The 25,376-nt window shown below is 36.9% G+C and carries 23 protein-coding genes and 1 riboswitch; of the genes, 13 read left to right on the forward strand and 10 right to left on the reverse strand.

The genetic code is table 11. The features are described 5' to 3' along the window. Positions 1-43 precede the first annotated feature (43 nt). Genes hydF through ACTQ46_RS01805 form a run of 4 tightly spaced genes read right to left on the reverse strand, consistent with a single transcriptional unit; the run spans position 44 to position 3,920 of the window. Positions 44-1,189, reverse strand: coding sequence for a [FeFe] hydrogenase H-cluster maturation GTPase HydF (hydF, locus tag ACTQ46_RS01790; RefSeq protein WP_441747055.1), 1,146 nt, complete (start codon positions 1,187-1,189; stop codon positions 44-46). Further along, positions 1,186-2,607 (reverse strand): [FeFe] hydrogenase H-cluster radical SAM maturase HydG, encoded by a 1,422-nt coding sequence (gene hydG, locus ACTQ46_RS01795; RefSeq protein WP_441747057.1) that lies wholly within the window; start codon positions 2,605-2,607, stop codon positions 1,186-1,188. Before hydG ends, hydF begins: the two co-directional genes overlap by 4 nt. A 25-nt stretch (positions 2,608-2,632) precedes the next feature. Further along, positions 2,633-3,670, reverse strand: coding sequence for a [FeFe] hydrogenase H-cluster radical SAM maturase HydE (gene hydE / locus ACTQ46_RS01800; protein WP_441747059.1), 1,038 nt, complete (start codon positions 3,668-3,670; stop codon positions 2,633-2,635). Continuing rightward, the gene (locus ACTQ46_RS01805) at positions 3,663-3,920 is read right to left on the reverse strand and encodes a TM1266 family iron-only hydrogenase system putative regulator (RefSeq protein WP_441747061.1); all 258 of its coding nucleotides are present in this window, start codon (positions 3,918-3,920) and stop codon (positions 3,663-3,665) included. Before ACTQ46_RS01805 ends, hydE begins: the two co-directional genes overlap by 8 nt. A 499-nt stretch (positions 3,921-4,419) precedes the next feature. Here ACTQ46_RS01805 and ACTQ46_RS01810 point away from each other — a divergent pair, with 499 nt between their 5' ends. The 13 genes from ACTQ46_RS01810 to ACTQ46_RS01870 all read left to right on the forward strand — a co-directional run bounded on the left by ACTQ46_RS01810 (position 4,420) and on the right by ACTQ46_RS01870 (position 18,370). Next, positions 4,420-4,896 (forward strand): NADH-quinone oxidoreductase subunit NuoE family protein, encoded by a 477-nt coding sequence (locus ACTQ46_RS01810; RefSeq protein WP_441747063.1) that lies wholly within the window; start codon positions 4,420-4,422, stop codon positions 4,894-4,896. Continuing rightward, a complete protein-coding gene (locus tag ACTQ46_RS01815) occupies positions 4,889-6,469 on the forward strand; it encodes an NADH-ubiquinone oxidoreductase-F iron-sulfur binding region domain-containing protein (protein ID WP_441747064.1) in 1,581 nt (526 codons plus the stop codon). Before ACTQ46_RS01810 ends, ACTQ46_RS01815 begins: the two co-directional genes overlap by 8 nt. A gap of 6 nt (positions 6,470-6,475) precedes the next feature. Further along, positions 6,476-8,215, forward strand: coding sequence for an NADH-dependent [FeFe] hydrogenase, group A6 (locus tag ACTQ46_RS01820; RefSeq protein WP_441747066.1), 1,740 nt, complete (start codon positions 6,476-6,478; stop codon positions 8,213-8,215). 399 nt (positions 8,216-8,614) lie between these two features. Next, positions 8,615-8,944, forward strand: a complete 330-nt coding sequence (locus ACTQ46_RS01825) for a hypothetical protein (RefSeq protein WP_441747068.1) — start codon at positions 8,615-8,617, stop codon at positions 8,942-8,944. Then, on the forward strand, positions 8,928-9,992 hold the full coding sequence (locus ACTQ46_RS01830) for a V-type ATPase subunit (RefSeq protein ID WP_441747070.1): 1,065 nt from the start codon (positions 8,928-8,930) through the stop codon (positions 9,990-9,992). Before ACTQ46_RS01825 ends, ACTQ46_RS01830 begins: the two co-directional genes overlap by 17 nt. A gap of 48 nt (positions 9,993-10,040) precedes the next feature. After that, on the forward strand, positions 10,041-12,056 hold the full coding sequence (locus ACTQ46_RS01835) for a V-type ATP synthase subunit I (protein ID WP_441747072.1): 2,016 nt from the start codon (positions 10,041-10,043) through the stop codon (positions 12,054-12,056). 65 nt (positions 12,057-12,121) lie between these two features. Continuing rightward, the gene (locus ACTQ46_RS01840) at positions 12,122-12,553 is read left to right on the forward strand and encodes an ATP synthase subunit C (RefSeq protein WP_441747074.1); all 432 of its coding nucleotides are present in this window, start codon (positions 12,122-12,124) and stop codon (positions 12,551-12,553) included. Between the two features lie 11 nt (positions 12,554-12,564). After that, entirely contained in the window at positions 12,565-12,873 is a 309-nt protein-coding gene (locus tag ACTQ46_RS01845) for a V-type ATP synthase subunit F (protein WP_441747076.1), read from the forward strand. 12 nt (positions 12,874-12,885) lie between these two features. Beyond that, on the forward strand, positions 12,886-13,494 hold the full coding sequence (locus tag ACTQ46_RS01850) for a hypothetical protein (protein ID WP_441747078.1): 609 nt from the start codon (positions 12,886-12,888) through the stop codon (positions 13,492-13,494). 13 nt (positions 13,495-13,507) lie between these two features. Further along, complete coding sequence (locus tag ACTQ46_RS01855) at positions 13,508-15,304, forward strand: V-type ATP synthase subunit A (protein WP_441747080.1); 1,797 nt, start codon at positions 13,508-13,510, stop codon at positions 15,302-15,304. Next, positions 15,297-16,673 (forward strand): V-type ATP synthase subunit B, encoded by a 1,377-nt coding sequence (locus tag ACTQ46_RS01860; protein WP_441747082.1) that lies wholly within the window; start codon positions 15,297-15,299, stop codon positions 16,671-16,673. Before ACTQ46_RS01855 ends, ACTQ46_RS01860 begins: the two co-directional genes overlap by 8 nt. Continuing rightward, the gene (locus ACTQ46_RS01865) at positions 16,670-17,305 is read left to right on the forward strand and encodes a V-type ATP synthase subunit D (RefSeq protein ID WP_441747084.1); all 636 of its coding nucleotides are present in this window, start codon (positions 16,670-16,672) and stop codon (positions 17,303-17,305) included. The genes ACTQ46_RS01860 and ACTQ46_RS01865 overlap by 4 nt, the downstream gene beginning before the upstream one ends. Before the next feature lie 96 nt (positions 17,306-17,401). Then, the gene (locus ACTQ46_RS01870) at positions 17,402-18,370 is read left to right on the forward strand and encodes a Gfo/Idh/MocA family protein (RefSeq protein ID WP_441747086.1); all 969 of its coding nucleotides are present in this window, start codon (positions 17,402-17,404) and stop codon (positions 18,368-18,370) included. Between the two features lie 191 nt (positions 18,371-18,561). Here ACTQ46_RS01870 and ACTQ46_RS01875 read toward each other — a convergent pair whose 3' ends face one another. The 6 genes from ACTQ46_RS01875 to ACTQ46_RS01900 form a co-directional block, all read right to left on the reverse strand. Then, complete coding sequence (locus ACTQ46_RS01875) at positions 18,562-19,080, reverse strand: hypothetical protein (RefSeq protein ID WP_441747088.1); 519 nt, start codon at positions 19,078-19,080, stop codon at positions 18,562-18,564. A gap of 302 nt (positions 19,081-19,382) precedes the next feature. After that, positions 19,383-20,237 carry a carboxylating nicotinate-nucleotide diphosphorylase gene (gene nadC / locus ACTQ46_RS01880; protein ID WP_441747090.1) on the reverse strand — a complete coding sequence of 285 codons (855 nt, stop codon included), beginning with the start codon at positions 20,235-20,237 and terminating at the stop codon, positions 19,383-19,385. Positions 20,238-20,249: 12 nt separating this feature from the next. Further along, a complete protein-coding gene (locus ACTQ46_RS01885; protein ID WP_441747092.1) occupies positions 20,250-21,545 on the reverse strand; it encodes an L-aspartate oxidase in 1,296 nt (431 codons plus the stop codon). 17 nt (positions 21,546-21,562) lie between these two features. After that, on the reverse strand, positions 21,563-22,468 hold the full coding sequence (nadA, locus tag ACTQ46_RS01890; RefSeq protein WP_441747094.1) for a quinolinate synthase NadA: 906 nt from the start codon (positions 22,466-22,468) through the stop codon (positions 21,563-21,565). A 204-nt stretch (positions 22,469-22,672) separates the two neighbouring features. After that, positions 22,673-24,082 carry a sodium:solute symporter family transporter gene (locus ACTQ46_RS01895; protein WP_441747096.1) on the reverse strand — a complete coding sequence of 470 codons (1,410 nt, stop codon included), beginning with the start codon at positions 24,080-24,082 and terminating at the stop codon, positions 22,673-22,675. Between the two features lie 137 nt (positions 24,083-24,219). Further along, positions 24,220-24,330, reverse strand: a riboswitch (TPP riboswitch). A gap of 134 nt (positions 24,331-24,464) precedes the next feature. Continuing rightward, complete coding sequence (locus ACTQ46_RS01900) at positions 24,465-24,800, reverse strand: DUF2568 domain-containing protein (protein ID WP_441747098.1); 336 nt, start codon at positions 24,798-24,800, stop codon at positions 24,465-24,467. Positions 24,801-25,376 lie beyond the last annotated feature (576 nt).

Consider the following 25,376-nt stretch of genomic DNA (forward strand, 5'->3'; position numbering starts at 1 on the left):
TTCTGCTTTATTGAATAAGTCGTCCTGTTGTCTCCTTCAGGGTTTAGTAGACTATATTTTCTAGAATTCCATTTAAATAAGCAAGGACAATCCCATAATTCGTCATAGGAATTCCCTTCTCTTTACAGTATTCTACCCTATTTACAACATGACTTCTATTAAACATGCAGGCGCCGCAATGAATAACCAATTGATATCCTTCCGGCGAAAAATCACCGCCGCGTACAAAGTCAATCTCTATATTTTTTCTTATTCTATTTTTAAGAAGTTTCGGTATTTTTATTCTCCCAATATCTTCTTCCATAGGAGGATGGGTGCAGGCTTCCGCAATTAAAATTTTCCCATTCTCTGGAAAATCACTTAGTACTCGAGTTGATTCCACAAAATAATCGATATCACCTTTATATTTCGAAAAAAGCACGGAGAAAGAAGTTAGAGGAACTCCTTCCGGTTTCTGTTCATACACATAAGAAAAACATTGTGAATCTGTAATGATCAAATTCGGCATTTGCGCCATATACTCTATAGACTGTATGAAATTATCTATTGAAGCTGATATTACAACAGCCTTTTTATCCAACAATTCCCGTATCGTCTGAACTTGAGGCAGAATGAGCCGGCCTTTTGGAGCCTGGATATCCTGAGGCATTACGAGAAGAACCAGATCCTTCTCTTTCACAAGACTCCCTGTAATAGATTCTTCTTCTCTTTTTACAGCTTGCTCTAATTCCCGAAACAATTCCTTTAAAAAGCTGTCTTCTTCCAGATCGAAAAATATACAGCTGCTCCTTTCTGCCTCTTCCAGGGCAGATTGATATTCTCTTCGGCACATATAGATTACGGGAATTTCTTTTTTCTTTAATTCTTTAAGAATCTCCCGGTCTGCTTTTCGATCGTCTGAAAAGACAAAAATTCCTATATCCGATTCTTCTACGGCTTTTTTTGTATTGAGAAGCCGCTCTTTTCCCAGTTCGCTTTCATCGTAATAACCGGGAGTATCTATAAACACAACTGGACCTACATTATGAATCTCCATACTTTTATATACATTGTCGGTGGTAGTGCCTGGAATCCGACTTGTAATAGATACCTTTTGATCTGTAATTTTATTAAGGAGTGTCGATTTCCCCGCATTGGTTTTTCCAAAAATACCTATATGGGTTCTCATCGATCTAGGTGTCTTTATCATAGCCTGAAGTCTCTCTTACCTGTTTTAATCTCTTTTAACCGCTCTTGTGTAAGGTTTCGGATTCTCTCTTCTGGTATATTTTGTACTTCTTTTTCAATAATTTCATAGCCTTTTACCTTTGTTTCCTCAGAGGCATAATCTTCCAAATATTCCTCTAGAGTCATGAGGGCATTCGGCTGGCAGTAATTCCCGATTTCTCCGCTTTTTGCAAAAGACATAAATCGGTCTCCCGTTCTTCCTTCTCGGTAGCAGGCTGTGCAGAAGGATGGAATATGTCCTTGATCTAATAGCCAATGAACCACTTCGTCTAGATTTCTATCATCGACAATTTCAAACTGGGCGCTGTCTTGTTCCTCAATCCCATCAGCATATCCTCCTACTGACGTTTTCGATCCGCCGCTTACTTGAGAGATGCCTAGTTCCAATACACGCTCTCTCATTTCTCTTGACTCTCTTGTAGACATAATAAGACCTACATAAGGAGTGCTGATGCGAAGAAGTGCTACTATTTTTTCAAACATTTCATCTTTTAAAGAATTATCGAATTCTTCTGGATCAATATCATCTGCCGGTCTTACTCTTGGCACGGAGAATGTATGAGGACCGACCCCAAACCTTGCTTCTAAATGTTCCGCATGCATTAAAAGACCAATAAAGTCGTATTCATAATTATTAAGTCCAAAGAGAACTCCGCATCCTACATCATCGATTCCCGCTTCCATAGCTCGATCCATCGCTTCTGTATGATAGGCATAGTTCGATTTTGGTCCTGTAGGATGGAGTTCTTCATAGGAAGGCTTATTATAAGTTTCTTGGAATAATATATAAGTTCCAATTCCTGCCTCTTTTAGCATCCGATATTCTTTTATTGTTGTAGCTGCAATATTAACGTTAACTCTTCTTGTATCTCCATTCTTATGATGAACAGAATAAATTGTCTTGATCGCGTCTAAAATATATTCGATAGGAGCATTTTTAGGATCTTCTCCTGCTTCTAACGCCAATCTTTTGTGACCAATATTCTGAAGTGCAATGACTTCCTTTTCGATCTCTTCCATAGACAATTTCTTGCGGGGCATATTTTTGTTTTTCGCATGATATGGACAGTATACACAACCGTTAACACAATAATTTGATAAATATAACGGAGCAAACAAAACGATACGATTGCCGTAAATCTTCAATTTTATTTTTTTAGCCAGCTGAAAAATCTCTTCGTTTAAATCTGTTTCTTCGCATTTTAAAAGTACAAAAGCTTCTTTGTGAGAAAGACCTTTCATCTGCTTGGCTTTTTCAATGATCTGTATGATTAAATCTCTATTATTTTTATTTTCTTCTCCATAACGAATCGTATCGAGTATCTCTTCGTTACTGATAAATTCTTCAGCTTTTTCGCTTTTTGAATTATAGCTAGTCATATTTTCCTCTTTCTAATTCTTGTTTCTATCTAATCGGATCTCCTGTATCTATTACAATGGTTCTTCCGATTTTCTCCATTTCTTTCTGCAATTGTTTAATGTGCTCTCCAGACTCTAAATCTGTAATTGCTTTATGATCGTATAGTTTATACTTTTCTTTCGCAAAATCAGGCGAGAGATTCGGCATAATAACATTGGCTCCGTACTGCAGTCCTAAAGTACGTCCCTTTTTATCAATAGAATTAAGAGCAGTTGTTGAAGGGATTAGTGCTTTTGGAAAGAGAATCCGAAGCAGCGCTACGATTCGAAGACTTAAATTCAAATCGCCTTGAGCGTAATCCTTATACTTGGTATCTTTTTGCGGAATAAAAGGACCTACTCCTATCATCTCCGGCTGCAATTCTTTTATAAAATTAAAATCCGCAACAAGATCTTCTGCTGTTTGGGAAGGAGCACCTATCATAAATCCTGTTCCCGTTACAAACCCCAGCTCCTTTAAGGAATACAAGGTTTCTTTCCGTTTGGCAAAACTTTGATTATCTGGATGAAGCTTATGGAACAGTTCTTCAGATGCGGCTTCGTGGCGCAGAAGGAAACGGTCTGCTCCTGCATCTTTAAAGGCTTTTAATTCTTCAAAACTTTTTACCCCCAAGGACAAAGTAATTCTTGTTTCTGGATAATAATTTTTTATCTCTCGGATGATCTCTGTGAAAAACTCTTTCGTTAAGAAAGGATCTTCTCCCCCCTGCAATACAAATGTACGAAATCCCAGCTTATATCCTTTATGTACCGACGAAAGGATTTCTTCTTTTGTTAATCGAAACCTTTCGATGTTTTTATTGTCCCTTTGGATCCCGCAGTATCGGCAATTCTCCCTGCAGTAATTCGAATATTCCACAAGCCCCCGTATATACACTTTATTCCCGCAATTGCTGAATAGTTTTTCTTCGGCTATCTTCCTTAGTTCTTCCATACATACAGGATCTTCATTTTTTAAAACAGCTAATAATTCATCGTCCTTTAACTCCTGCCCTTGCTGAAGTTTTTGGATCATATCATTCATCGCTTTTCTCCTGTTTATATACTGCTTTTGCTGTAACATTTTTTAGATTTCCCAGCTTCCCGCTTAATGCAGCAATCTCTTTCTGCTCAGCACGGACAACAACACTGATAATATTGATCCCTTCTTCGACTCTAGGAATTCCCATTCTCCCTAAAATGAATTCTCCATACTGATGAAGTATTTCTTGAACATTTTTATTCTGGCTGCTGTCTTCAATAATAATACCGACAATCGCAATTCTCTTTTTCATAAAGATCCCTTCTTTTCAGCAAATTCTTTAAACAAAAAAACACGGTCAAACCGTGCTTTTCTATAGCAAGAGAACAAAAAACAGGCCGTTTTTTGCTGCATCCCATTATTCATAGAAATATCACAGTTTCAACTCAGAATTCTCTTTATCGTCACTATAATTAAATGGTAAACCCATAAAATATAAATGTCAATCTTTCATGTATAATAATTAGTTTAAATTAAGAATTTTTCATTTATTTTTGAGAGCTGTTATCAATACTTTTCCTGTCTAACTCTAGGTTTTTATACTTTTGATATGCTTTGTTGCTTGTTAAAATATTATTTGGTATAATGATTATCCAATAATTACATATTTAAAACAGTTAAAATTTTTATTATACATAGAATACCAATTTAAATAAATTTTAAAGAAAGGAGGATAAAATCAATATATTTACAAAAAGATGTATACATTTTGTCTGAAAAAAACAGTACCAATTATACTTATGAGGTGGTTTATGATTACTACAGATGTTAAGCAAGAAAAACTAACACAATTCATAAAAGGTAAAAAAGAAGAAGATTTAATTGAAATTCTTCATTTCACTCAGGACATTTATAACTATATCCCTAGAGAAGCAGCAGTACAGATTGCAAAAGAGCTAAAAATTCCTCTTTCAAAAATTTATGGCGTAAACACTTTTTACTCCAGGTTTAATCTGTATCCTAAAGGAAAATACTGTATTTCAGTTTGTATGGGAACTGCCTGTTATGTAAAGGGTGCAGAATCGATACTAGAGAAATTCTCTCAAATGCTGGGCATTAAAGTCGGAGAGACTACGGAAGATCTGCTTTTTTCCATGGAAGATACTCGTTGTGTCGGAGAATGTGCTGATGCTCCTGTTGTTATAGTAAATAATATCGTCTATAGAAATGTTAAAGTATCGGATGTACCGAACATTTTAGCCGATATCGGGGAGGATATCCATGAATAGAACCGGAATGTTAACGAAAATCAAAGAAAAAACCTATCCATTATTTTTAGAAAGAGTTTCTAATGATAAACGTTTCGTTGTGAAAGAGGGCAGTGTGCAATTAGCTGGAAGTTTTTATGAAAAGCAGCAGCGTATCGCTCTAAAAAACTTCAATATTATTAATCCCGAAAGCATCGATGAATATATCGCCTCTGGGGGCTATTTTGCTTTAGAGAAAGCTTTATTTGAACTGAGCCGAGAAGAGATTATAGATATTATAAAAGATTCCAATCTTAGAGGACGAGGAGGCGCTGGATTTCCTACCGGAAGAAAGTGGGAAAGTGCTTTCGTAGAAGAATCCGATATAAAATTCGTTATATGCAATGCAGATGAAGGAGACCCGGGTGCCTATATGGACCGCTCCATTTTAGAAGGAGATCCCCACTCTGTAATAGAAGGAATGGCGATCTGCGCCTATGCCATAGGTGCAGAAAAAGGGTACGTCTATGTCCGAGCCGAATATCCAAAAGCTGTAGAAAGTCTCAAAACAGCACTGCGAAAAGCTCGAGAAATGAACCTTTTAGGCGATCATATTCTTGGCACAGATTTTAACTTTGATTTGGAAATCCGTCTTGGTGCAGGAGCTTTTGTCTGCGGCGAAGGAACCGCTTTAATCAAATCTGTAGAAGGAAACCGAGGAATGCCCCAGTCGAAAGTTTATCGAACCACCCAAAGAGGGCTTTTCGAAAAACCAACTGTTGTGAATAATGTAGAAACATTAGCGAATATCGCTCAGATTATTACGAAGGGTTCCGACTGGTTTAAATCCATCGGTACAGAAGACTCCTCGGGAACAAAAGTGTTTGCCCTTGTAGGAAAAGTAAAAAATGCAGGTCTTGTAGAAGTACCTATGGGGATGACAATCAATGAAATCGTCTTTGATATCGGCGGCGGAATCCCCAACGAAAAGAAAGTAAAGGCTGTTCAAACAGGCGGACCTTCCGGTGGATGTATTCCTCCAGAATTATTCGACACACCTGTAGATTTTGCTTCCCTTAAAAAGATCGGATCCATTATGGGTTCCGGCGGTATGGTTGTTATGGATGAAACAGACTGTATGGTAGATATTGCCAAGTTCTTTATGAAATTTACAGTAGATGAGTCCTGCGGAAAATGTACTCCTTGCCGCATCGGAAACAAGAGAGTTCTCGAAATATTAGATCGGATTGCTTCTGGAAAAGGAGTAGAACATGATATTGATCTTCTAAAAGAACTCTGCTGGGTTATCACAGATACCAGCCTCTGCGGCTTGGGTAAATCTGCCACCAATCCCGTTTCAAGTTCTATACAGTATTTTCTAGAGGAATATGAAGAACATATTCTAGAAAAGAAATGCCGTGCTTCTGTTTGTAAAGATCTTTTAAGCTATATTATCACCCCACGCTGTATCGGCTGCAGCTTATGCAAAAGAGAATGCCCGGTGGATGCGATATCAGGAGCATCGAAAGAAAAACATGAGATTGATTTAGCTTTATGTATAAAATGCGATAACTGCAGACAACGCTGTCCAGTGAATGCAATAGAAATGAGGTAAACCTTTATGATTCATTTAAAAATCAATAATATCCCTGTAGAAATAGAAGAAGGTTCTACAATCCTTGATGCAACAAAGCTTGCGGGAATCCATGTCCCTACTTTATGCCATCTAGATATGGAAGGGTTGGGTTATATCAATCGGGAAGCAAACTGCCGGATTTGTTTAGTAGAACAAAATAAAGGCGGAAAACTCGTCCCTGCCTGCAACACTTTAGTCAAAGAAGGGATGGACATCCATACAGACACCTTAAGAGTTGTTACGGCTCGAAGAGTCAATATTGAGCTTCTTTTATCCAATCACCCTAAAAACTGCTTAATCTGCAGCAAGAATGGAGATTGCGAACTTCAAGACTTGGCTGTCCTTGCTAATATTAAAGAAATCCGTTATGAAGGAGAACGTTTCGATTTTCCTCTTGATAAAAGCTCCCTTTCTATTGTGCGCAATCCAAATAAATGTATCCTTTGCAAACGATGCGAAACAATGTGCAATGAAGTTCAAACTGTTGGCACCCTTACAGATATCGGAAGAGGCTTCAGCACCGTTATCGGAACTGCTTATAACGAGCCCATGTTTCAAACGAACTGTACATTCTGCGGTCAATGCCTTGCCGTATGTCCGACAGGAGCCTTAGACTATGTGCATAATATAAAAGACGCTTATAAAGCCCTGAGCGATAAGGATAAAGTCGTTGTCGTTCAGACAGCTCCTGCAGTCCGGGTTGCTTTAGGAGAAGAATACGGAATGGAGCCCGGTTCTGTTGTTACAGGCAAAATGACAACAGCTCTTAGACGGCTGGGCTTCGACTACGTTTTCGATACTGATTTCGCAGCAGATTTAACCACAATGGAAGAGGCAAAAGAATTTGCAGAGCGTTTTGAAAAGCAGGAAAACCTCCCAATTCTTACTTCCTGCTGTCCCAGCTGGATTAAATTTATCGAACATAATTATGGGGACCTTTTAGAAATTCCATCCACCTGTAAATCTCCCCACGAAATGTTCGGATCTATCGCAAAAACGTATTTTGCTCAAAGCCATGGAATCGATCCAAAAAATATGGTCGTCGTTTCTATCATGCCTTGTGTGGCAAAAAAATATGAATCTGCCCGTCCAGAACTTGGGATCGACAACGACATCTCCGATGTAGACATTGTCCTTACGACAAAAGAATTGGCTTCTATGATTCGAGATTTTTCTATGGACTTTGTGAACCTTCCAGATTCTGATTTTGATGATCCTTTAGGGGAATCTACGGGTGCTGGAGTTATCTTCGGCGCTTCTGGAGGAGTTCTCGAGTCCGCTATCCGTACAGCTTACCATATGATAACCGGAGAAGACTTGGAAGTTCTTGAATTTAAAGGTCTGAAAGAAATCAGCGGCATTAAAGAAGCTGAACTTGAAATCCAAGGCCGTAAAGTAAGAGCTGCTGTTGCCAGCGGACTTGGAAATGCAAGAAAGCTGTTGGAAGAAGTAAGAGAAGATCGAAACAAATACGATATTATCGAAATTATGGCTTGTCCCGGAGGCTGTATTGACGGCGGCGGACAACCGCCTCTTCACGGCGACTATCGAAAACTTCGCCAAAGAATGCATGCTATTCATAGAGAAGACCGAGAAAAAGAAATAAGACGATCCTATGAGAATCCTTCTATTCAAAAAATATATAAAGAATTTCTTGGAGAACCAGGAAACGAAAAATCTCATGAACTGCTTCACACAAATTTTTCATGGAGAAACAAATATTAATTCCTGTGTTAGACACTCTCTTTTGTTAAGGGAGTGTCTTTCTTTTTCTAAAGACATTCTATACCCTATAAATGTTTAATTTTATTAATATTTAATAACAAATATAGTTAATTTATCAAAAAAACCCGAAAAAATGATTTGCATTTTATTTTACGAGGTATATAATAATTGTCATAGAAAAACAGACTCCCCGATTCACCATCGGGAAGAACGGTCTTTGTTACTCTAATAAAACTTAATCAGCACTTGTTTTGAGTATGTAAGGTTTTCGCCTCTATAGACTCTCAACTGAATGTGTATCAGGACAAGCGATGTATCTACATCGTTTTTTGTTTTTCTAATCGCTTTATTACATTATTGCGATAGTTTTGTTTGTTAGAAGAAAAGAGGGTGAGCATCATGAAAAATACGTTGCAGGATATTCTGGAGGTCGATTCTTATGCGAAAGAACTGACCGACGAATATGATAAGAAAAAGAAGGAAATCGCAGTTTCCAAGAATGAGCAGCTGAGGCTTCTCGATCAGCATTTAGCTACGGTAGCCGATGAAGAACGGCTCCACTATAAACGGCTGGTTGAGGATTTCAAAAAAGAGAATACAGACCTTTTGTCGAACTATCAGAAGAAAGCGGCACAGATCAAAGATCTCTATTCTAAGAAAAAAGAAGAAATCCTCCAGTCTTTAACGAATAATTTAATGAAGAGTGATTATTATGATGGAAAGCTATAATGCCCTAAACGGAAAGCTTGGTTTTTTGAAGAAAGGTTTGTTTTCTAAAGACGAGTACGAAAATATTCTTTCCCTTTCTGATAAAGAACAGCTCGTTGATTATCTATCAACGAATCCTTTATACGACAATGAAATGAATGATTATAAAGAGCATAGCCAAGATTTTCTAGGTCTGCAATATAATTATTATGCCGAACGATATGGTTTTGAATTTTTGATTCACAAATCCGAAGTCCGAATTATGCAGAAGTTAAAACCTTTTATTGGCGTGTTTCACAAAGATTTTATAGAATCCCTTATTTTCAAATATGAAATTTATGATTTGAAACTGATTCTACGATCTATTGTGGAAAAAGATCCTCTCGATCTGGAAAAAGAAATGCTGACGTATAAGACCAGCCGATACCTAGATCATGACCGCCTCGCAAACTGCGATAATATCAGACAGTTTACAGAAGCTCTGATCGGTACGCCTTTTCGACATGCTATCTATTCCGTTCGTGATGAAGATGTCCTTCAAAAACACTTCCATATCGAGATGAGTTTAGATAATCTTTATTTCTTAGAAATAGAGAAAGCATCGAAAAAACTGCGTCCGAAAGATAAAAAACTTGTAAACGAATATTTTCACACTTTAATTGATCTGGTTAATATTCAGTGGATTCTCCGATCGAAAAGATTTTATCATCTTTCTAACGAAGAGATTTTCAACTATTCTATTCGCCACGGCAAAATTTTTAAAGGCGAAAGATTAAAAACTCTTGTATATACCCAAAACGTTCAGGAAGCTGTATCCTATATTCGCGAGAATGGGTATTACAAATCATTTCAAGAAAAAAATAACAAAGACACTGTTTATCAGCGAATGTTGGAAAATTTCTATGATAAACAAACTGTACTCATAGATTATCAAAATGATATCGGCACTTTTTTAAAGTTCTATATCCGCTTTGATAATCAAAATAGAAATTTAATCAAATTAGCTGAAATGCAAAAATACTCCTTAAAAGATAAAGAAGAAATCAAAAGCTTCCTTGTCGGTGTATAAAACTTTTCTATTTTTTGAATACATTCAGAACAGTAACGGAGGTGCTTTATGGCTGTTGAACCCATGAAGCTAATGAGCGGGGTCTTCTTAAAAAAGGATGCTTCTGCAGTATTAAAAGAGATCATTATACAAGGATCTTTTCATATCGCAGACAAAAATAAACCTTCAGATTTTACAATTAAAGCCTTTGAACGGCTTAATAATAATCTGGATAAGGATAACGAAGAATCTATTTCCTTGAGTCCTTTTGAAGTAGATCACTCCCTTGATAGCAGAAAATACAAGCAGCAGTTTCTAGAAATTTTTGACTATCTTAATATCGACAACAATCCCCAAGACCAAAAAACCGAAAACAGACCTTCTCTTGAGGAACTCTCTGATATCAACGATCTCTATACAGAGGTTATCAAGTTAAGAGATTTTGAATATAAAATCGATCATGAACTGATCAATCTTCAGTTATATGTAGATTTTCTGCAGTTTTTCACCGAAAAAGGTGCCGGAGATATAAAGATAAAAGATATCAGAAATTTAAAATTTATGAACTACGTCTTTGGGACATTATCACAAGATGCCTATAAGAAGCTAAAAGATAATTACGAAAATATAAAAGATATTGTAGTTCATGCAGGAAGAACTTCTGCAACTCATCATACTCAAAGCGAAGAGCTGGTAATGGTGTTTTCTCCCCTATCAAAAACCTCAGACAGTAAAAACATTCTAAAGTCATTAAACTTTACTCCTTTAGAGCTGCCTGATTTTGAAGAGAACGATGAAGATACTTTCTCTTCCCTTCTTGCTAGGATGGAAAAACTATTATCTGAGAAAAACAAAAATAAAGAAGATTTTATTCAGAAGAAAAATCTTTTTGTACAAAAGAATTCTTCTAAAATAAAAAGTCTGTACTATAACTATAAGGTTGCAGATCTTAGTACTCAAATAGAAGGCTATATTGCGCAAACAGATCACTTCTTTTTCATCGCAGGTTTTATTCCCATCTCAAAAATAAAAGATATGGAACGCTCTATTATGGAAATCGCTCCAGAGACCATCCTAACCTTTGAAGATGCTGATACTGTAAAAGATATAGCTCCTGCACCTACAAAACTAAAAAATAATACATTGTTTGCTCCCTTTGAGACTTTAGTCAATATGTATTCTGTCCCAAACTACAATGAAAAAGACCCGACGCCTTTTTTCGCAATCACTTATATGCTGTTTTTCGGCATGATGTTTGGCGATGTTGGACAAGGGCTTATTCTAGTGCTTGCAGGTTTGCTCCTCGCAAAAAAAATCCCGAGTTTAGCAGGAATCGCCAGCCGAATCGGTGTTAGTTCTATGATCTTTGGTTTTTTATACGGAAGTGTGTTTGGTATAGAAAATATCATTCCGTCATTGCTTATCCGGCCAATGGAAGAGGTAAACACCATTCTTATTGCAGCTATTTGCCTAGGAATTGTGTTAATCTTAATCGCTTATGGAATCGGACTTGGCAATTTAGCCAAACGAAAAGATAAAGTCAATTTATATTTTGATAAAAATGGTATTACAGGGTTGTTGTTCTACCTCGCCTTTTTGATCTTTATAGTAAATATGATCTTTGGTAAAAGAATCATACCGCAGTTTTCACCGATTCTTTCTATTATTACCGCTGCAGTTATGATCATCGCTTGTTTTATTTTATTTATGAAACCGGCACTTGCCGCTAAGGTCTTAACAGCAGAAGAATATAAACACATGGAAAAACCAAACGGCGTAGAAAGAGGCTTTGAGCTTTTCGAAACGATTATGAGTTTCTTTACAAACACTCTATCCTTTATACGGGTTGGAGCTTTTGCAATCAACCATGTCGGTTTATTTATGGCTTTTCATGCCCTTGGCCAAATGACAGGTTCCACCATTGGAAACGCAGTTATGCTTATCCTGGGAAATATTATCATTATCGTACTTGAAGGTCTGATCGTTGCTATTCAATCCATTCGTTTAGAGTATTATGAACTATTCAGCCGATATTTCAAAGGAGAAGGCGTCTCCTACGATCCGATGAATATCAAAAAATTCTAAAATAATGGGTCTTAAAAATCATTATATATACAAATTAAAAACAAATTCTATTGGAGGAATCTAAAATGAAAATAATTTTAACTATCGTCACTTGTATTATCTTAGCCACTATTATTACAGGTATTCGGTATGAAATAAAAGGCGTTGCCGGGAACCAAAAAAGATTAAAGAAAATGATGGCTATTAATATCGTTTCTGTCTTTGGACTTTTAGCGATCGCTCTAATTCCAAATCTTGCATTTGCCGCTTCTGCACAAGCCGCTGCTCCAGCTGCTGCTCAAGCCTCTAGTGGACTAAAATATATCGGCGCTGCCTTCTCTACTGGTCTTGCCTGCATTGGATCTGGTGTTGCAGTAGGACAAGCCGGTTCCGCTGCTATCGGTGCTATTTCTGAAGATTCAAGTATTATGGGTAAAACTATGATTATCTTAGGTCTTGCAGAAGGGATTGCTATTTACGGATTAATTATTTCTATTATGATCCTAGTAGCACAATAGAAGGTGTTCTTATGAAAAGTTATTTAATCTCTGATAATACAGATACGTTAGTGGGAATGCGGCTTGGAGGAATCTCCGGAGTCGTAGTCCACGGCGATAAAGAAACAAGAGAAGAATTTCATAAATGTCTTCAAAATAAAGAAATCGGAATTCTGATCTTAACGGAAAAGGTGTTTGATCTGCTTCAAGAAGAATGTATGGAGATCAAACTGAAACGAAAATTTCCTCTTATAGTAGAAATTCCTGATCGCCATGGTTTACGAAGAAGTCCGGATTTTATTACAGAGTATATAAACGACTCCATCGGCATTAGTATTTAAAGGAGTACAGATATGATTAGTATTAACGATAAACTGGATTCATTTAGAAAAATTATTTCCGATGAAATCACAGCAGAAAACGAAGAAAAAATAAAAGAGCTCAAAGAGGAAGCGGATTCTGAAGTTAAAAAATATAACGATACTATCCAAAAGAAAATCATCGAAATCAAAAAAGACTATGAAAATAAGCTAAACCTTCAAAAAGAAAGGATCCTCTCTCAAGTCCAAAAAGAAGGAGAATCCCTCCTTTCCGATGCGGAAAACGAAATTTATGCCGATCTTCAAAAATCTCTTTTAAAAAAGCTGAAAAAATCTTATCAAGGAGAAGAAGGGGCTGATTTTTTAAAAGACCAGCTTTTGAAAAATAAATCTAGTATCTCGGATCAAGATCTCATCTATCTTTCAGAAAACAATTATTCCCGAGATGAAAAAATCGTAAAAGAACTTTTCCCTCAAAATAAAACTGCTGTAAAGAAAGAAATTAAAATCGGCGGAGCTATTATTTTAAGTGAAGATCACTCCTCTCAAATCAATTGTACTATGGACTATATAGTAGAAGAAAACAGAAGCAGAATAAACAATGACGCGAAACAATTTCTAAAAGCGGGACAAGCCCATTAAGGAAGTGTAGAAAATGGAAAATAAAGACATCACTAAAATTATAGATATCAACGGTCCCGTCGTAAAAGCCCAACCTATCGGCAGTTTTAAAGTAAGAGATATGGTAGCTGTAGGCGATAAGAAATTAATCGGCGAGATCGTTGCAATCGCTCAAAATATAGGAACCATTCAAGTATACGAAGAAACGCAGGGTCTTAAAACAGGAGAGGAAATCAGCTCAATGGAGATGCCTCTTTCTGCTACATTAGGACCTGGGATCATCGGAAATATATTCGACGGTATTCAAAGGCCTTTGGAAACTATTTATAATTTGACCGGCAACTTCATCGGTGAAGGTATCGGTTTAATCTCTCTTGATAAAGATAAACTTTGGGATGTAGAAATCACAGTCAAAGAAGGAGATATTTTAAATGCCGGCGACACTTATGCAAAGGTAAAAGAAACAACTCTTATCGAAAACAAAATTATGGTTCCTCCAAACAAAGGGGGAAAGGCAATCAAAGTCCTTCCTCCTGGAAAATACAATATTGAAACAGACGTTGTCATTCTTGAAAATGAAGATCATGAAAAGACAGCTCTTAAGCTTTATCAAAACTGGCCAGTTCGTGTTCCCAGACCTTCTAAAAAAAGAATGCCGATCTCGAAACTCCTTGTAACCGGCCAAAGAATACTCGATGTGTTCTTCCCCATTGCAAAGGGCGGCAGCGCTGCTCTTCCAGGCGGTTTTGGTACAGGAAAAACGATGACACAGCATCAGCTTGCAAAATGGTCTGACGCTGATATTATCGTTTATATCGGCTGCGGCGAACGGGGTAATGAAATGACTGAAGTATTAGAAGACTTCCCGAAACTTACCGACCCTAGAACTGGAAGACCTTTGATGGAACGGACCGTTTTAATTGCAAACACTTCAAATATGCCCGTAGCTGCCAGAGAAGCTTCTATTTATACAGGTGTTACTATTGCAGAATACTACAGAGATATGGGCTATCATGTCGCAATCATGGCCGACTCTACCTCTCGATGGGCAGAAGCTTTGAGAGAAATTTCAGGACGTCTGGAAGAAATGCCTGCTGAAGAAGGTTATCCGGCTTATCTTCCTTCAAGAATTGCACAGTTCTACGAAAGATCCGGCTATGTTGAAACCTTAGGCGGCGAAGAAGGATCTGTCACTATTATCGGCGCCGTTTCCCCTCCAGGAGGAGATTTTTCTGAGCCGGTAACAGAAAATACAAAGAGATTTGTTTCTTCTTTTCTAGTTTTAGAAAAAGCTTTAGCTTATATCAGACATTATCCAGCAGTAAATTATCTCACAAGCTATAGCGAGTACATTCCATTATTAAAAGATTATTATGATGAAAATGTATCTTCTGAACTTCTGCCTCTTCGAAATAGAGCGATGGACCTTCTTTCCCAAGACGACAAACTAAATCAGATCGCACAGCTGGTAGGAGAAGATGTCCTTCCTTCTGATCAACGGCTTGTTCTTGAGATCGCAAAGGTCATAAAAAAAGGATTCTTGCAGCAAAATGCCAATAATGAATTTGACACTTATGTCCCATTGAAAAAACAATATCAAATGCTAAAAACCATTGATCTTCTCTATACAGAGTCTATGGATGCTGTTAAAAACCATGTCGCATTAACTCTTGTTAAAAACGATGATCTTTTCGCTGAAATCCAAAGAATGAAATACGACATTCCTAATGAAGATTTTATGGAATATTTCAACAAATTAAACGGAAAGATCACATTGTACTATGATCAATTGAAGAAAGATGCGAAAGAAAACGGTGATTATGATGATTAAACAATATTTAAAATTAAGCAAAATAGAAGGTCCTTTAATTGTATTAAAAGGCGTAGCCGGTGCAGGCTATGAAGAGATGATGGATATCCGCCTTGACAGCGGAGAGCTCCGACGGGCAAAGGTCATCCGCATCGAAGGAGATACGATAATCGCCCAAGTCTTTGAGGGAACTTCTGGAATCTCTACCGATAATGCTACCGTTACTTTTAAAGGTTCCCCTTTAGAAATCCATCTAAGCAAGAATATATTAGGCAGAACTTTTAGCGGACTAGGGGAGCCTATCGACGGCGGAGAACCGATTCTTTCTGAAAAAACTTATAATATTAACGGAAGCCCTATCAACCCCTTTGCAAGACAATACCCTAGGGACTATCTAGAAACAGGTATCTCATCTATAGATGCTTTAACTACATTAATCCGTGGACAAAAGCTTCCTATTTTCTCCTCTAATGGTTTAAGCCATAATCAGCTAGCAGCACAAATCGTCCGCCAGGCAAAGCTGAAAAATTCCGATGAAAAATTCGGAATCGTCTTTGCAGGACTTGGAATCAAACACGATGATTATAACTTCTTCAAATCTACCTTTGAAGAATCTGGTGCTTCCCAAAGGCTTGTCTCTTTTATAAATCTTGCCGATGCGCCTATCGTTGAAAGGATCTCTACTCCTCGGGCAGCTTTAACTGCAGCAGAATATTTAGCTTTTGAAGAAGATATGCATATCCTTGTAGTTATGACCGATATTACAAGCTACGCAGAAGCTTTAAGAGAGATCTCTTCTGCCAGAGAAGAAGTTCCAGGAAGAAAGGGCTATCCAGGATACCTTTATTCCGACCTCTCTACCCTTTATGAAAGAGCCGGTATGATTAAAGAGAAAAAAGGATCAATCACCTTTATTCCTATTTTAACAATGCCAAATGACGACATCACCCATCCGATTCCAGACTTGACTGGATTTATTACAGAAGGACAAATCGTACTTTCCAGAGAACTTTTCCAAAAAAATATTTATCCGCCTATCAATATTCTTCCTTCCCTTTCCAGACTTATGAAAGACGGTATCGGAGAGGGATATACTAGAGAAGACCACGAAAGCGTTCAGTCTCAGCTTTTCGCCCTATACTCTAAAGTTATCGAAGTACGATCTCTTTCCCAAATCATCGGAGAAGAGGATCTATCTCCTCTTGACAGAACTTATATGCAGTTTGGACGAGAGTTTGAAGACCGATTCTTAAATCAAGATTTTCATGAATCCAGAACGATTGATCAAACCTTAAGTTTGGCTTGGGAATTGTTTTCTCTTTTCCCCCAAACAGAGTTGGATCGTTTGGAAACAAAATATATCGAAAAATATGGCAGGTGGGAAAAATGATCGAAAATATTGCCCCTACAAAAGCCAATTATTTAAAATTAAAAGAAAGCCTGAAGTTATCCCAAACAGGATATAATCTTATCGATAAAAAACGTACTGTATTAATAAAAGAACTTCTTTCCCAGATTGATAAAGCTAAAGAAATTCAGGTTGAAGTAGGAGAGCTTTTTTCAAAAGCTTATCTTCTTCTGCAAAAAGCAAATATCTCCATGGGTGTACGGGAGATCCATGATATAGCCACTTCCATCGACAAAGCCGAACCTTTTGAAATCACCTATCAATCCATCATGGGTCTCGATGTGCCGAAGATAAAATACGCTCATAAACCCCTTCGTCCCCACTACAGCCTCTTTATGACTTCTCCAGAAGTAGACGAAGCCATCTATATTTTCCGAAAAGTAAAGCATTTGATTTATAGGCTTGCCGAAACGGAAAACACTGTCTATAAACTTTCTGTGGAAATTAAGAAGAATCAAAAACGGGCGAACGCTTTAGAAAAAATCAAGATCCCGGAATATGAAGAAACCATAAAATATATTTCCGAAACATTAGAAGAAAAAGAGAGAGAAGAATTTTTCCGTTTGAAGAAAATGAAAAAACGAAAAGAAGAACAAAAGAAAGACCCTATATAAAAAGAGAAGCTGGATTTTATCTCCGCTTCTCTTTTTTCTGCCTTCCCTTTGAAAAGCCTGTTATAATGATTGTAATAATACAAAGGGGATGATCTTATGCTGAAGGTTGGAATTATAGGAAACGGGTCGATTGTAAAAACATGGATGGAAGGAGTATTAGAAAGCGGCGCTTTTCAGCTTCACAGCGCTTATCTCCGCTCCGAAAATAAAAAGGAGTTCTTTCAGGATTTTGGAATTGAAAAAATCTATTATGAATTAGAGGAGTTTTTAAAAGAGGAAGATAACGACATAATTTATATTGCTCTTCCGAATAGTCTTCATTACGAATATGCTTTAAAAGCTATACGAGCAGGCCGGCATGTAATACTGGAAAAACCCTTCACCAGCAGCTTGCGAGAAGCAGAGCATCTTTTTAAAGAAGCTTGCGCACATGATGTCTATATCTTTGAGGGCATCTGCAATATTTATAACCCGAATTTTTTAAAAATGAAAGCCTCCATCACAGAACCTTCTGTTGTGTATTCTAGTTTCCATCAGCTTTCCAGTCGTTATCAGGCACTCCTGTCCGGCGGAACTCCCAATGTTTTTAACTTGGATTTTTCTGGAGGTGTGCTTATGGATCTAATGGTGTATCAGCTTCATGCTTGTTATGCCCTCTTTGGAAAACCGAATAATTTAAGCTATTTTCCAAAAAAATTGAAAAACGGCATTGATCTAAGCGGAACTATTGTTATGGAGTATGACACTTTTAACGCCACTCTCCTTGCCAGCAAAGAAGCCGAAAGCGAAGATCAATTTGTCTGTATCAACGCAGACCAAAAGATCAGTACCGGGACAATTAGTTTGATGGAAGGTTTCTTTTTAGCCGGAGAATGGAAAGAATATAATCGATACGAAAACTATCTCGCTTATGAAATAGAAACTTTTTCTAATATTATAGAAAATAATAATAAAGAAAGATATGAAGAAGCAAAGGATGCTACCCTTGCCGTTATGAAACTTCTAGACCGATGCCGAAGCTCTGGAAATATTATCTTTAAAAATGACAACCGTGAATTATTGTAATCAGAAAACAGCCCGATAAGTGAAATTACTGTGTTCTTATCCGGCTGTTTTTTTGAGCAGACTTTTACTATTGCTCGAGTAAATATTCGGGAACTCAAACTCATTTTTAAAATTTTTACAATCACTTTATATCCAAGTCTATTCAAAATATTTCTTAAAAAAAGCCACAAAAAAACAGAGTCTCCTCTGTTTTATTTAAGCCCTGTTCTTTTTCGGATTGCTTCCACTATATAAGCTAAGATAAAGAGGTCGATAAATTTCCCCACATAATACTGCATGATAGAGTAAATTGACCCATTCGATGGAAATTTATAAAATCCTGGAAACACATAGGTAAACATCGGCGAAACATAATCTTGAAACACCTTCTCATCATTCGCTGCATTCTGAAGTTTATCGAGACCCTCCATCACTTCCTTCGGAATAACACCTGCTCCGTTTAAAGTCAGATAGAAAATATAGAATAACACCGCAAGCTGAAAGATCAAACACAAATAGCAGATTATTCCGTAGACCAGAAAGAAAAGCCTCTCCATTCTATGATTTTCTCTAAGCTTTTGATAACCATAATTCATAAATCTGAATATAAAGAAAACATTCAAGATCAGTGATATCACTAAAACAAAGCCGACCCGATTCGGAAAAATCATAATCGCAGCGATCTCTGCAATAAAAAGCAGAATATATACAATGAATAATCTTAAAAACAAAAGAGAGCTTCTCCAGATATCATTTGCTCTGTTCTTAAATCCTTAAGCTGGGGTTTATACATCTTTCCTCCTTCTGCCCTTTCTATCTTTAACTGAAAGGACTCTTGTAAATCAGTATCCTCATTATATATTGCTCTTCATTTCTTCGCAATCTTATTCGTAAAAAAACCGGATGCTTAGAATATCCATTCTAAACATCCGATATAATTTTTCTTCTAAGATCTTTTAACTCTTGTTTCTTTCTAATTCTTTTATGTTCTAACTCTTAGAAAGACTATTATACAATTCTATCCAGACAAGTGCTATATACTATGGAGATTTTTTAGGGAAATATCTAGTATCGGAGCAGAATGGGTTAATGCACCGCTGGAAATAAAGTCGACTCCTAAATCTGCTAGTTTTAAGATATTTTCTTTTGTAATATTTCCCGATACTTCAACAAGGGCTTTCCCCTCTATGATTTCCATCCCTTGTTTTATCTCTTCATAATTCATATTATCCAGCATAATAATATCCGCACCTGCTTCAAGGGCTTCTTTTACCATCTCGAGATTTTCCGTTTCTACTTCTATTTTGCGTACGAAAGGAGCATATTCCTTTGCCATTCTTATCGCTTCTTTGACGCCTCCAGCAGCTCCGATATGATTATCTTTAAGCATTACTGCGTCGGATAAATTATATCGATGGTTATTCCCGCCTCCTATACGAACTGCATACTTCTCGAAGATACGATTGTTCGGAGTGGTTTTTCGAGTATCCAAAAGTTTAGTATTTCTTCCTTTTAAAAGTTCTGCTGTAAAATAGGTATAGCTTGCTATCCCGCTCATCCGCTGAAGATAATTTAAAGCGGTTCGCTCTCCGCTTAAAATCACCCGCATATCTCCATATATTTTTCCGATCAGCTTCCCTTTCTCTGCCCATTCTCCATCTTTCACAAAAAACTCCGTCTTCATCCGATCCTCTAATAGTTCAAAAACTCTAGAGAATATTTGAAGACCGCAGATGATTCCATCTTCTTTACAGATTAGATCCGCTTCTCCCAATTTTTCAGAAGGCATCACACAGTTGGTAGAGACATCTTCGCTGGATATATCTTCCTGTAAAGCACTGATAATCAAAGGATCAACATTTAATTTTAATGTTATAGGGTCGAACATATTTCCTCCATTCTAATTTTCCATCGAAAGAGCAGCTCTTTTTGAATCTATTTTTCCTTCTAGCAAAGATATCAGATTCTCATAAGAAATGTCTCTGTTTTCCATTCTTTTATAAAAACATCCTTTTTTCCATTCTTTTTTTCTTGCAGGAAAAACCATAGACTCTGCTGCCCTCTTCGCAAATACAAGACTTTCTAAGAGAGAATTGCTGGCTAAACGATTTTTTCCATGAACGCCGTTACAGGCTGTCTCTCCTACAGCATATAAATATTTCATAGAGGTTCGGCTGGAATAATCTACCCGAATCCCTCCCATAAAATAATGTTGTGCAGGGACAACAGGTATGCACTCTTTTTTCACATCGTATCCTTTTGATTTGCAGTATTTTACAATGTTTGGAAAATGGCTGTCCAACTCTTCTTGTGGAATGGATCGTAAATCCTCCCAAACAAATTCTCTATCGTCTTTTTTCATCTGCTTGAAAATTGCATCTGTTAATAGATCTCTAGGCAGAAGCTCGTCTACAAATCTTTCCATGTCTTTATTATAAAGTTTCGCTCCTTCACCTCGTGCAGATTCGGAAATCAGAAAACTTCTCTCTTCTTTTTCTGCACTATAAAGGGTTGTCGGATGAAACTGAACATACTCCAGATCTTTAACTTCTATATCATACTTCAAAGCAATCGCTATAGCATCACCCGTCAAATGCTTATAATTTGTAGAATGAGCATACAAACCTCCGACTCCCCCTGTCGCCATGACTACATGATCTGCAAGGATCTCTTCTTTTTCTCTCTTTTTGTTTTGTACTACCGCTCCATAGCATCGATTATCCTGGCTTAAAAGATCGGTCATCTCTGTATACTCATAGATTTCTACATTCGAAAGTTTGTGTACTTCCTCTAATAGTCTGCTGGTAATTCTCTCCCCCGTAATATCTTCGGAATAAAGTATTCTTTTTGCCGAATGGGCACCTTCTTTTGTAAAGGACAGTTCTCCATTCTCCTCCCGCTGAAATTTAACACCGTAACCGATTAAATCTTTTATCACACTCTTCGATGAACGAATCATGATTTCTACTGATTTTGGGTCGTTTTCGTAATGACCTGCTTTCATTGTATCTTCAAAATAAGACTCATAGTCTTTCTCCTCTTTTAAAGCGGCTATCCCGCCTTGAGCTAAAAATGAATCGCTGCTTTTAAGATCTGACTTTGTAATCATCATGATCTTTTTATTTCGTGGAAGGTTAAGCGCACAATAAAGACCAGCACAGCCTGTTCCTGCTATTAAAACATCTGCTCTTTTCATTTCCTCTACCTCAGTTATTAATTCCCTAACTCAAGCATTCTTTCAAGGGGAATAAGTGATTTTACCCTTGTTTCCTCTGAAACTTTTACCTCTTCGGTCTCCCCTTCAAGGACTGCAAGAACTTTTTCCAAGTTCACTTTTTTCATATCCTCGCAAATTTGGCCCTCTATAACGGGATAAAATGTCTTATCCGGATTTTTTTCCTTCAGCTGATAGAAGATTCCTGTTTCTGTTCCTATAATAAATTCCTTCCTAGGAGATCGTGTAACAAAGTCGATAATCCCAGAAGTACTTCCCACAAAATCCGCTTCCTCTAATACATCATATGTACATTCTGGATGAGCTGCAAATAAAGCTTTCGGGTGGATTTTTTTCGCTTCTAGAACCTTTTCAGCGGTGATGGTTTGATGAATAGGACAGTAGCCTTTATTCAAAATAATATTTTTCTCAGGAACTTGTTCTGCTACATATCTTCCTAAATTCCCGTCTGGTATAAAGAAGATATTTTTATTCGGAAGCTCTCTTACAATCTTCACTGCATTTGAAGAAGTAACAATTACATCAGAATAAGTTTTAATTTCTGCTGTAGTGTTTATATAACAGACCACTGCAAGATCTTCATACTCTTCTCTCTTCTTCTCGATACTTTTTGCATCGACCATGTGAGCCATAGGACAATCAGCATCGCTGTCAGGAAGATATACCTTTTTGTCTGGGTTTAATATCTTCGCACTTTCTCCCATAAAAGATACTCCGCAAAGAATTATGGTATCTGCATCTGTTTCAGAAGCCTTCTTGCTGAGATAATAAGAATCTCCTACAAGATCTGCAATTTTTTGTATGTCTCCATCTACATAGTAATGAGCCATAATGACGGCATTCTTTTCTTTCTTTAATTGATTTATTTTATCGATTATATTCATATTTGCACCTCGAATGTTCACTTTTTATTATTCCCATAGTTCTGAAGTATACCCTTTTGCTCCTTTACTGTCAATACAGTTAATTTCAATTATACTATATTTTCCTAATAAATCATTCTATTCATTTATCGTATATTTCAGCAATTAAGAAAAACTACGATTATCTTAAACCGCAGTTTTTCTAATATTTTCTATTTCTTCTACTTACAGAGCTTTCATCTCTTCCATCTCTTTCATCTCTTCCGCTGCTTCCAAGGGTGCAAATTTGTTTCCCAGAATACAGATCCCTGCAGATACAAAGATCGGGATCAGAAATGCGATGAATAATTTATTTTGGATAAAGAAAGGAACTCCCGATGCCACTCCCAGCACAGCTCCCAAAACTGCTGTGTTTTCTCTTAGCTTCGGACTGTATAAACCGAAGAACAGCGGAATAAATACACCTGCACAAACTAAATCCGCTACTAGGAAAAGTGTTAAAACGCTATATCCTCTCGATGCAATAAAGACAGAAATTATAATCAGTATAACTGTCATCCATCTTGCCTTCTGCAAAGAAAGCATAGATTTATTTTCTTTCTTTCTTTTAATGGCAAAGGTTGCAACCATTGCATTCAGCAAAGTATCCACAGTACTCATAACAAGAACTAAAGCTAGAATAAACGCAGCGATAATCAGTCCTGTCGGAAACAATTCATAGACAAGAGCAAACAAAGCCACGGAAGGATTATCACCTATCCCCATCCCCGCTGAGGCGATACCGATAAATCCTGTAATGAACATTATTGGAAGAACAACCAGTATACAAGCAATCAGAGATTTTTTGATCGCAGCATCATTCTTTCCAGAATAAATTCTTTGCCAGTACCCTTGATGGAATAGATTCGCAGCAAACACCCCGATACAAAGGGTTAAACCATATTCGATGCCGCCTATATTTCCAATATCAAGCAGATCGGGACGGTTCACCTGAGTTTGTCTGATAATTTCTCCCATACCTCCGCTATAATACAACACGCCAGCAGCTACAGTTAATGTTAACACAATGATCAAGACCATCTGAATTGCATCTGTAAACATAGAAGCCTTGAGCCCGCCATAAGTTGTGTAGATCATTGTCGCTGCTCCTACTAACAATGCAGTATATACTAAAGGAACTTCTGCCATTTGAAAAGCCACTTGAGCTATCGCTGTCAGCTCCGCTATTAAATGTACCAGCATATAAAATATAGATAAAAGAATGGTTAAAACGTACATTTTAGATCCGTATCTTTTCAGTGCATAATCGCTTATGGTACTACCCTCCGGAAGATAGGCTCTTACTTTAGGACTTAAGATGGAAAAAGCAAAGTAAAGACTTGCTGCCCCAAAAGCATAACCTATAATAGTAGCAATTCCGCCGATAGCTCCTGCTTCTGGAGGAGTGAATAATATAAACACCCCTATAAAAGATGCTAAAAATGTAGCAGTCAATCTTTGGGAACCTGTACTTCCTCTCGCTGTTAAATAATCATCGATGTTCTCAATTTTCCCTTTGCTGTAAACAATACCAATAAACGTAAAAATAATTACTGTAATAAGTATTAAAGAAATCACAACTGTAGATGAAATCATAATACCGCCTCCTTTTATTTTTTGCAGCTTTATAAAATCAAATACACTCAAGACATATCAAGAAAATCATTTTATCCCAAATAAAAAAACACAAATCCTGATCTAGAATTTGTGTTTTACAAGCATATAGTAAATTATAAACAAGTCGTTCACTTTCCTACGCTGGTATTATCCAGATCAGGTTAAAGGATTAAAAGATATCAGGATCTTTCTCTCAGCTGGCCTCTCCAGCACTCCTAGTGAGTATTCGATTTTCAATTTCACGAACATAGTATTATTCCGATAAAACCGCTGCTGCTTTCTATCTGAAAATTATACTACTAATCAACTGTAACATAATAAAAATAGATATTCAAGTGCCTTTAAAACATCTGCACATTTATTAGAAATCTGACCTGCCAAATTTTGCCTGTATAAAAAGGTTTATAAAAATCCCAATCCCTGCAAAAATAATATAACTGGTCTTCTTGTTCAAAAACTGAAGATAAGGAAACAATAATATCAAAAACTCTAAAGACCATCTGAGATTTCCACTTAATGGATATGCTGCCTTTGGAGAAAAAAAGATTCTCCATAGCAGAGCAAATACTGCAGCCGCTGCCACAGACAAAGAAATCTTATGCCACATCTGCTCTAGAATAATATAAGCCCATCTTACAACCAATAAAACTGAAAATATCTCTATAATAAAAGCTGCTATATCATTTATTATTAGCATTTTACGACCTCTGCTTTCTACAAGATTCCACTATGCTGTATTTTTTGGATCTACGTTTTCATTTTATCCAAAACTTTTCCGATATCACCGTAAAATAAGGATAGATTGTTTCTTGATTCCTTCTGGGATAGCTGACGTTTCAAAATATATCGATGAGTAACTTCCTATACCATACTATAGTTCACTAAGCACCCATATATAAACAGAGATTTCTCTTTCTTCTCCATCTGTCGACATTTCATGAAATTGCGTTTTGTGTATATAAAAAGCTGTTTCTGTCTGAATTTTTTTCTCCTCCTGCTAGATCAGGAGAAGGATTCATGGGGATTATAAAACGAAAAGAACTGTATAATGCTGCAATAAACAGCATGATCAGCGTTGAAGCTTTTTTCCATTTTTGAACAAATCTTTTGAACATAAAAAACACAAAGAGTCCCAAACTAATAATTAACGTCTATATCCAGACATTCGTATCTATATCCTTTCTTTTTATATTCGAATTTTCTTGTCTATAATATTTACCCTCCCATTTCACGGGATAACCGCTGACTCTAATTATCTTTTAAACTATCACGC

Source organism: Gallicola sp. Sow4_E12 (assembly GCF_052116305.1).
Classification (GTDB): Bacteria; Bacillota; Clostridia; order Tissierellales; family Peptoniphilaceae; genus JBQKLI01.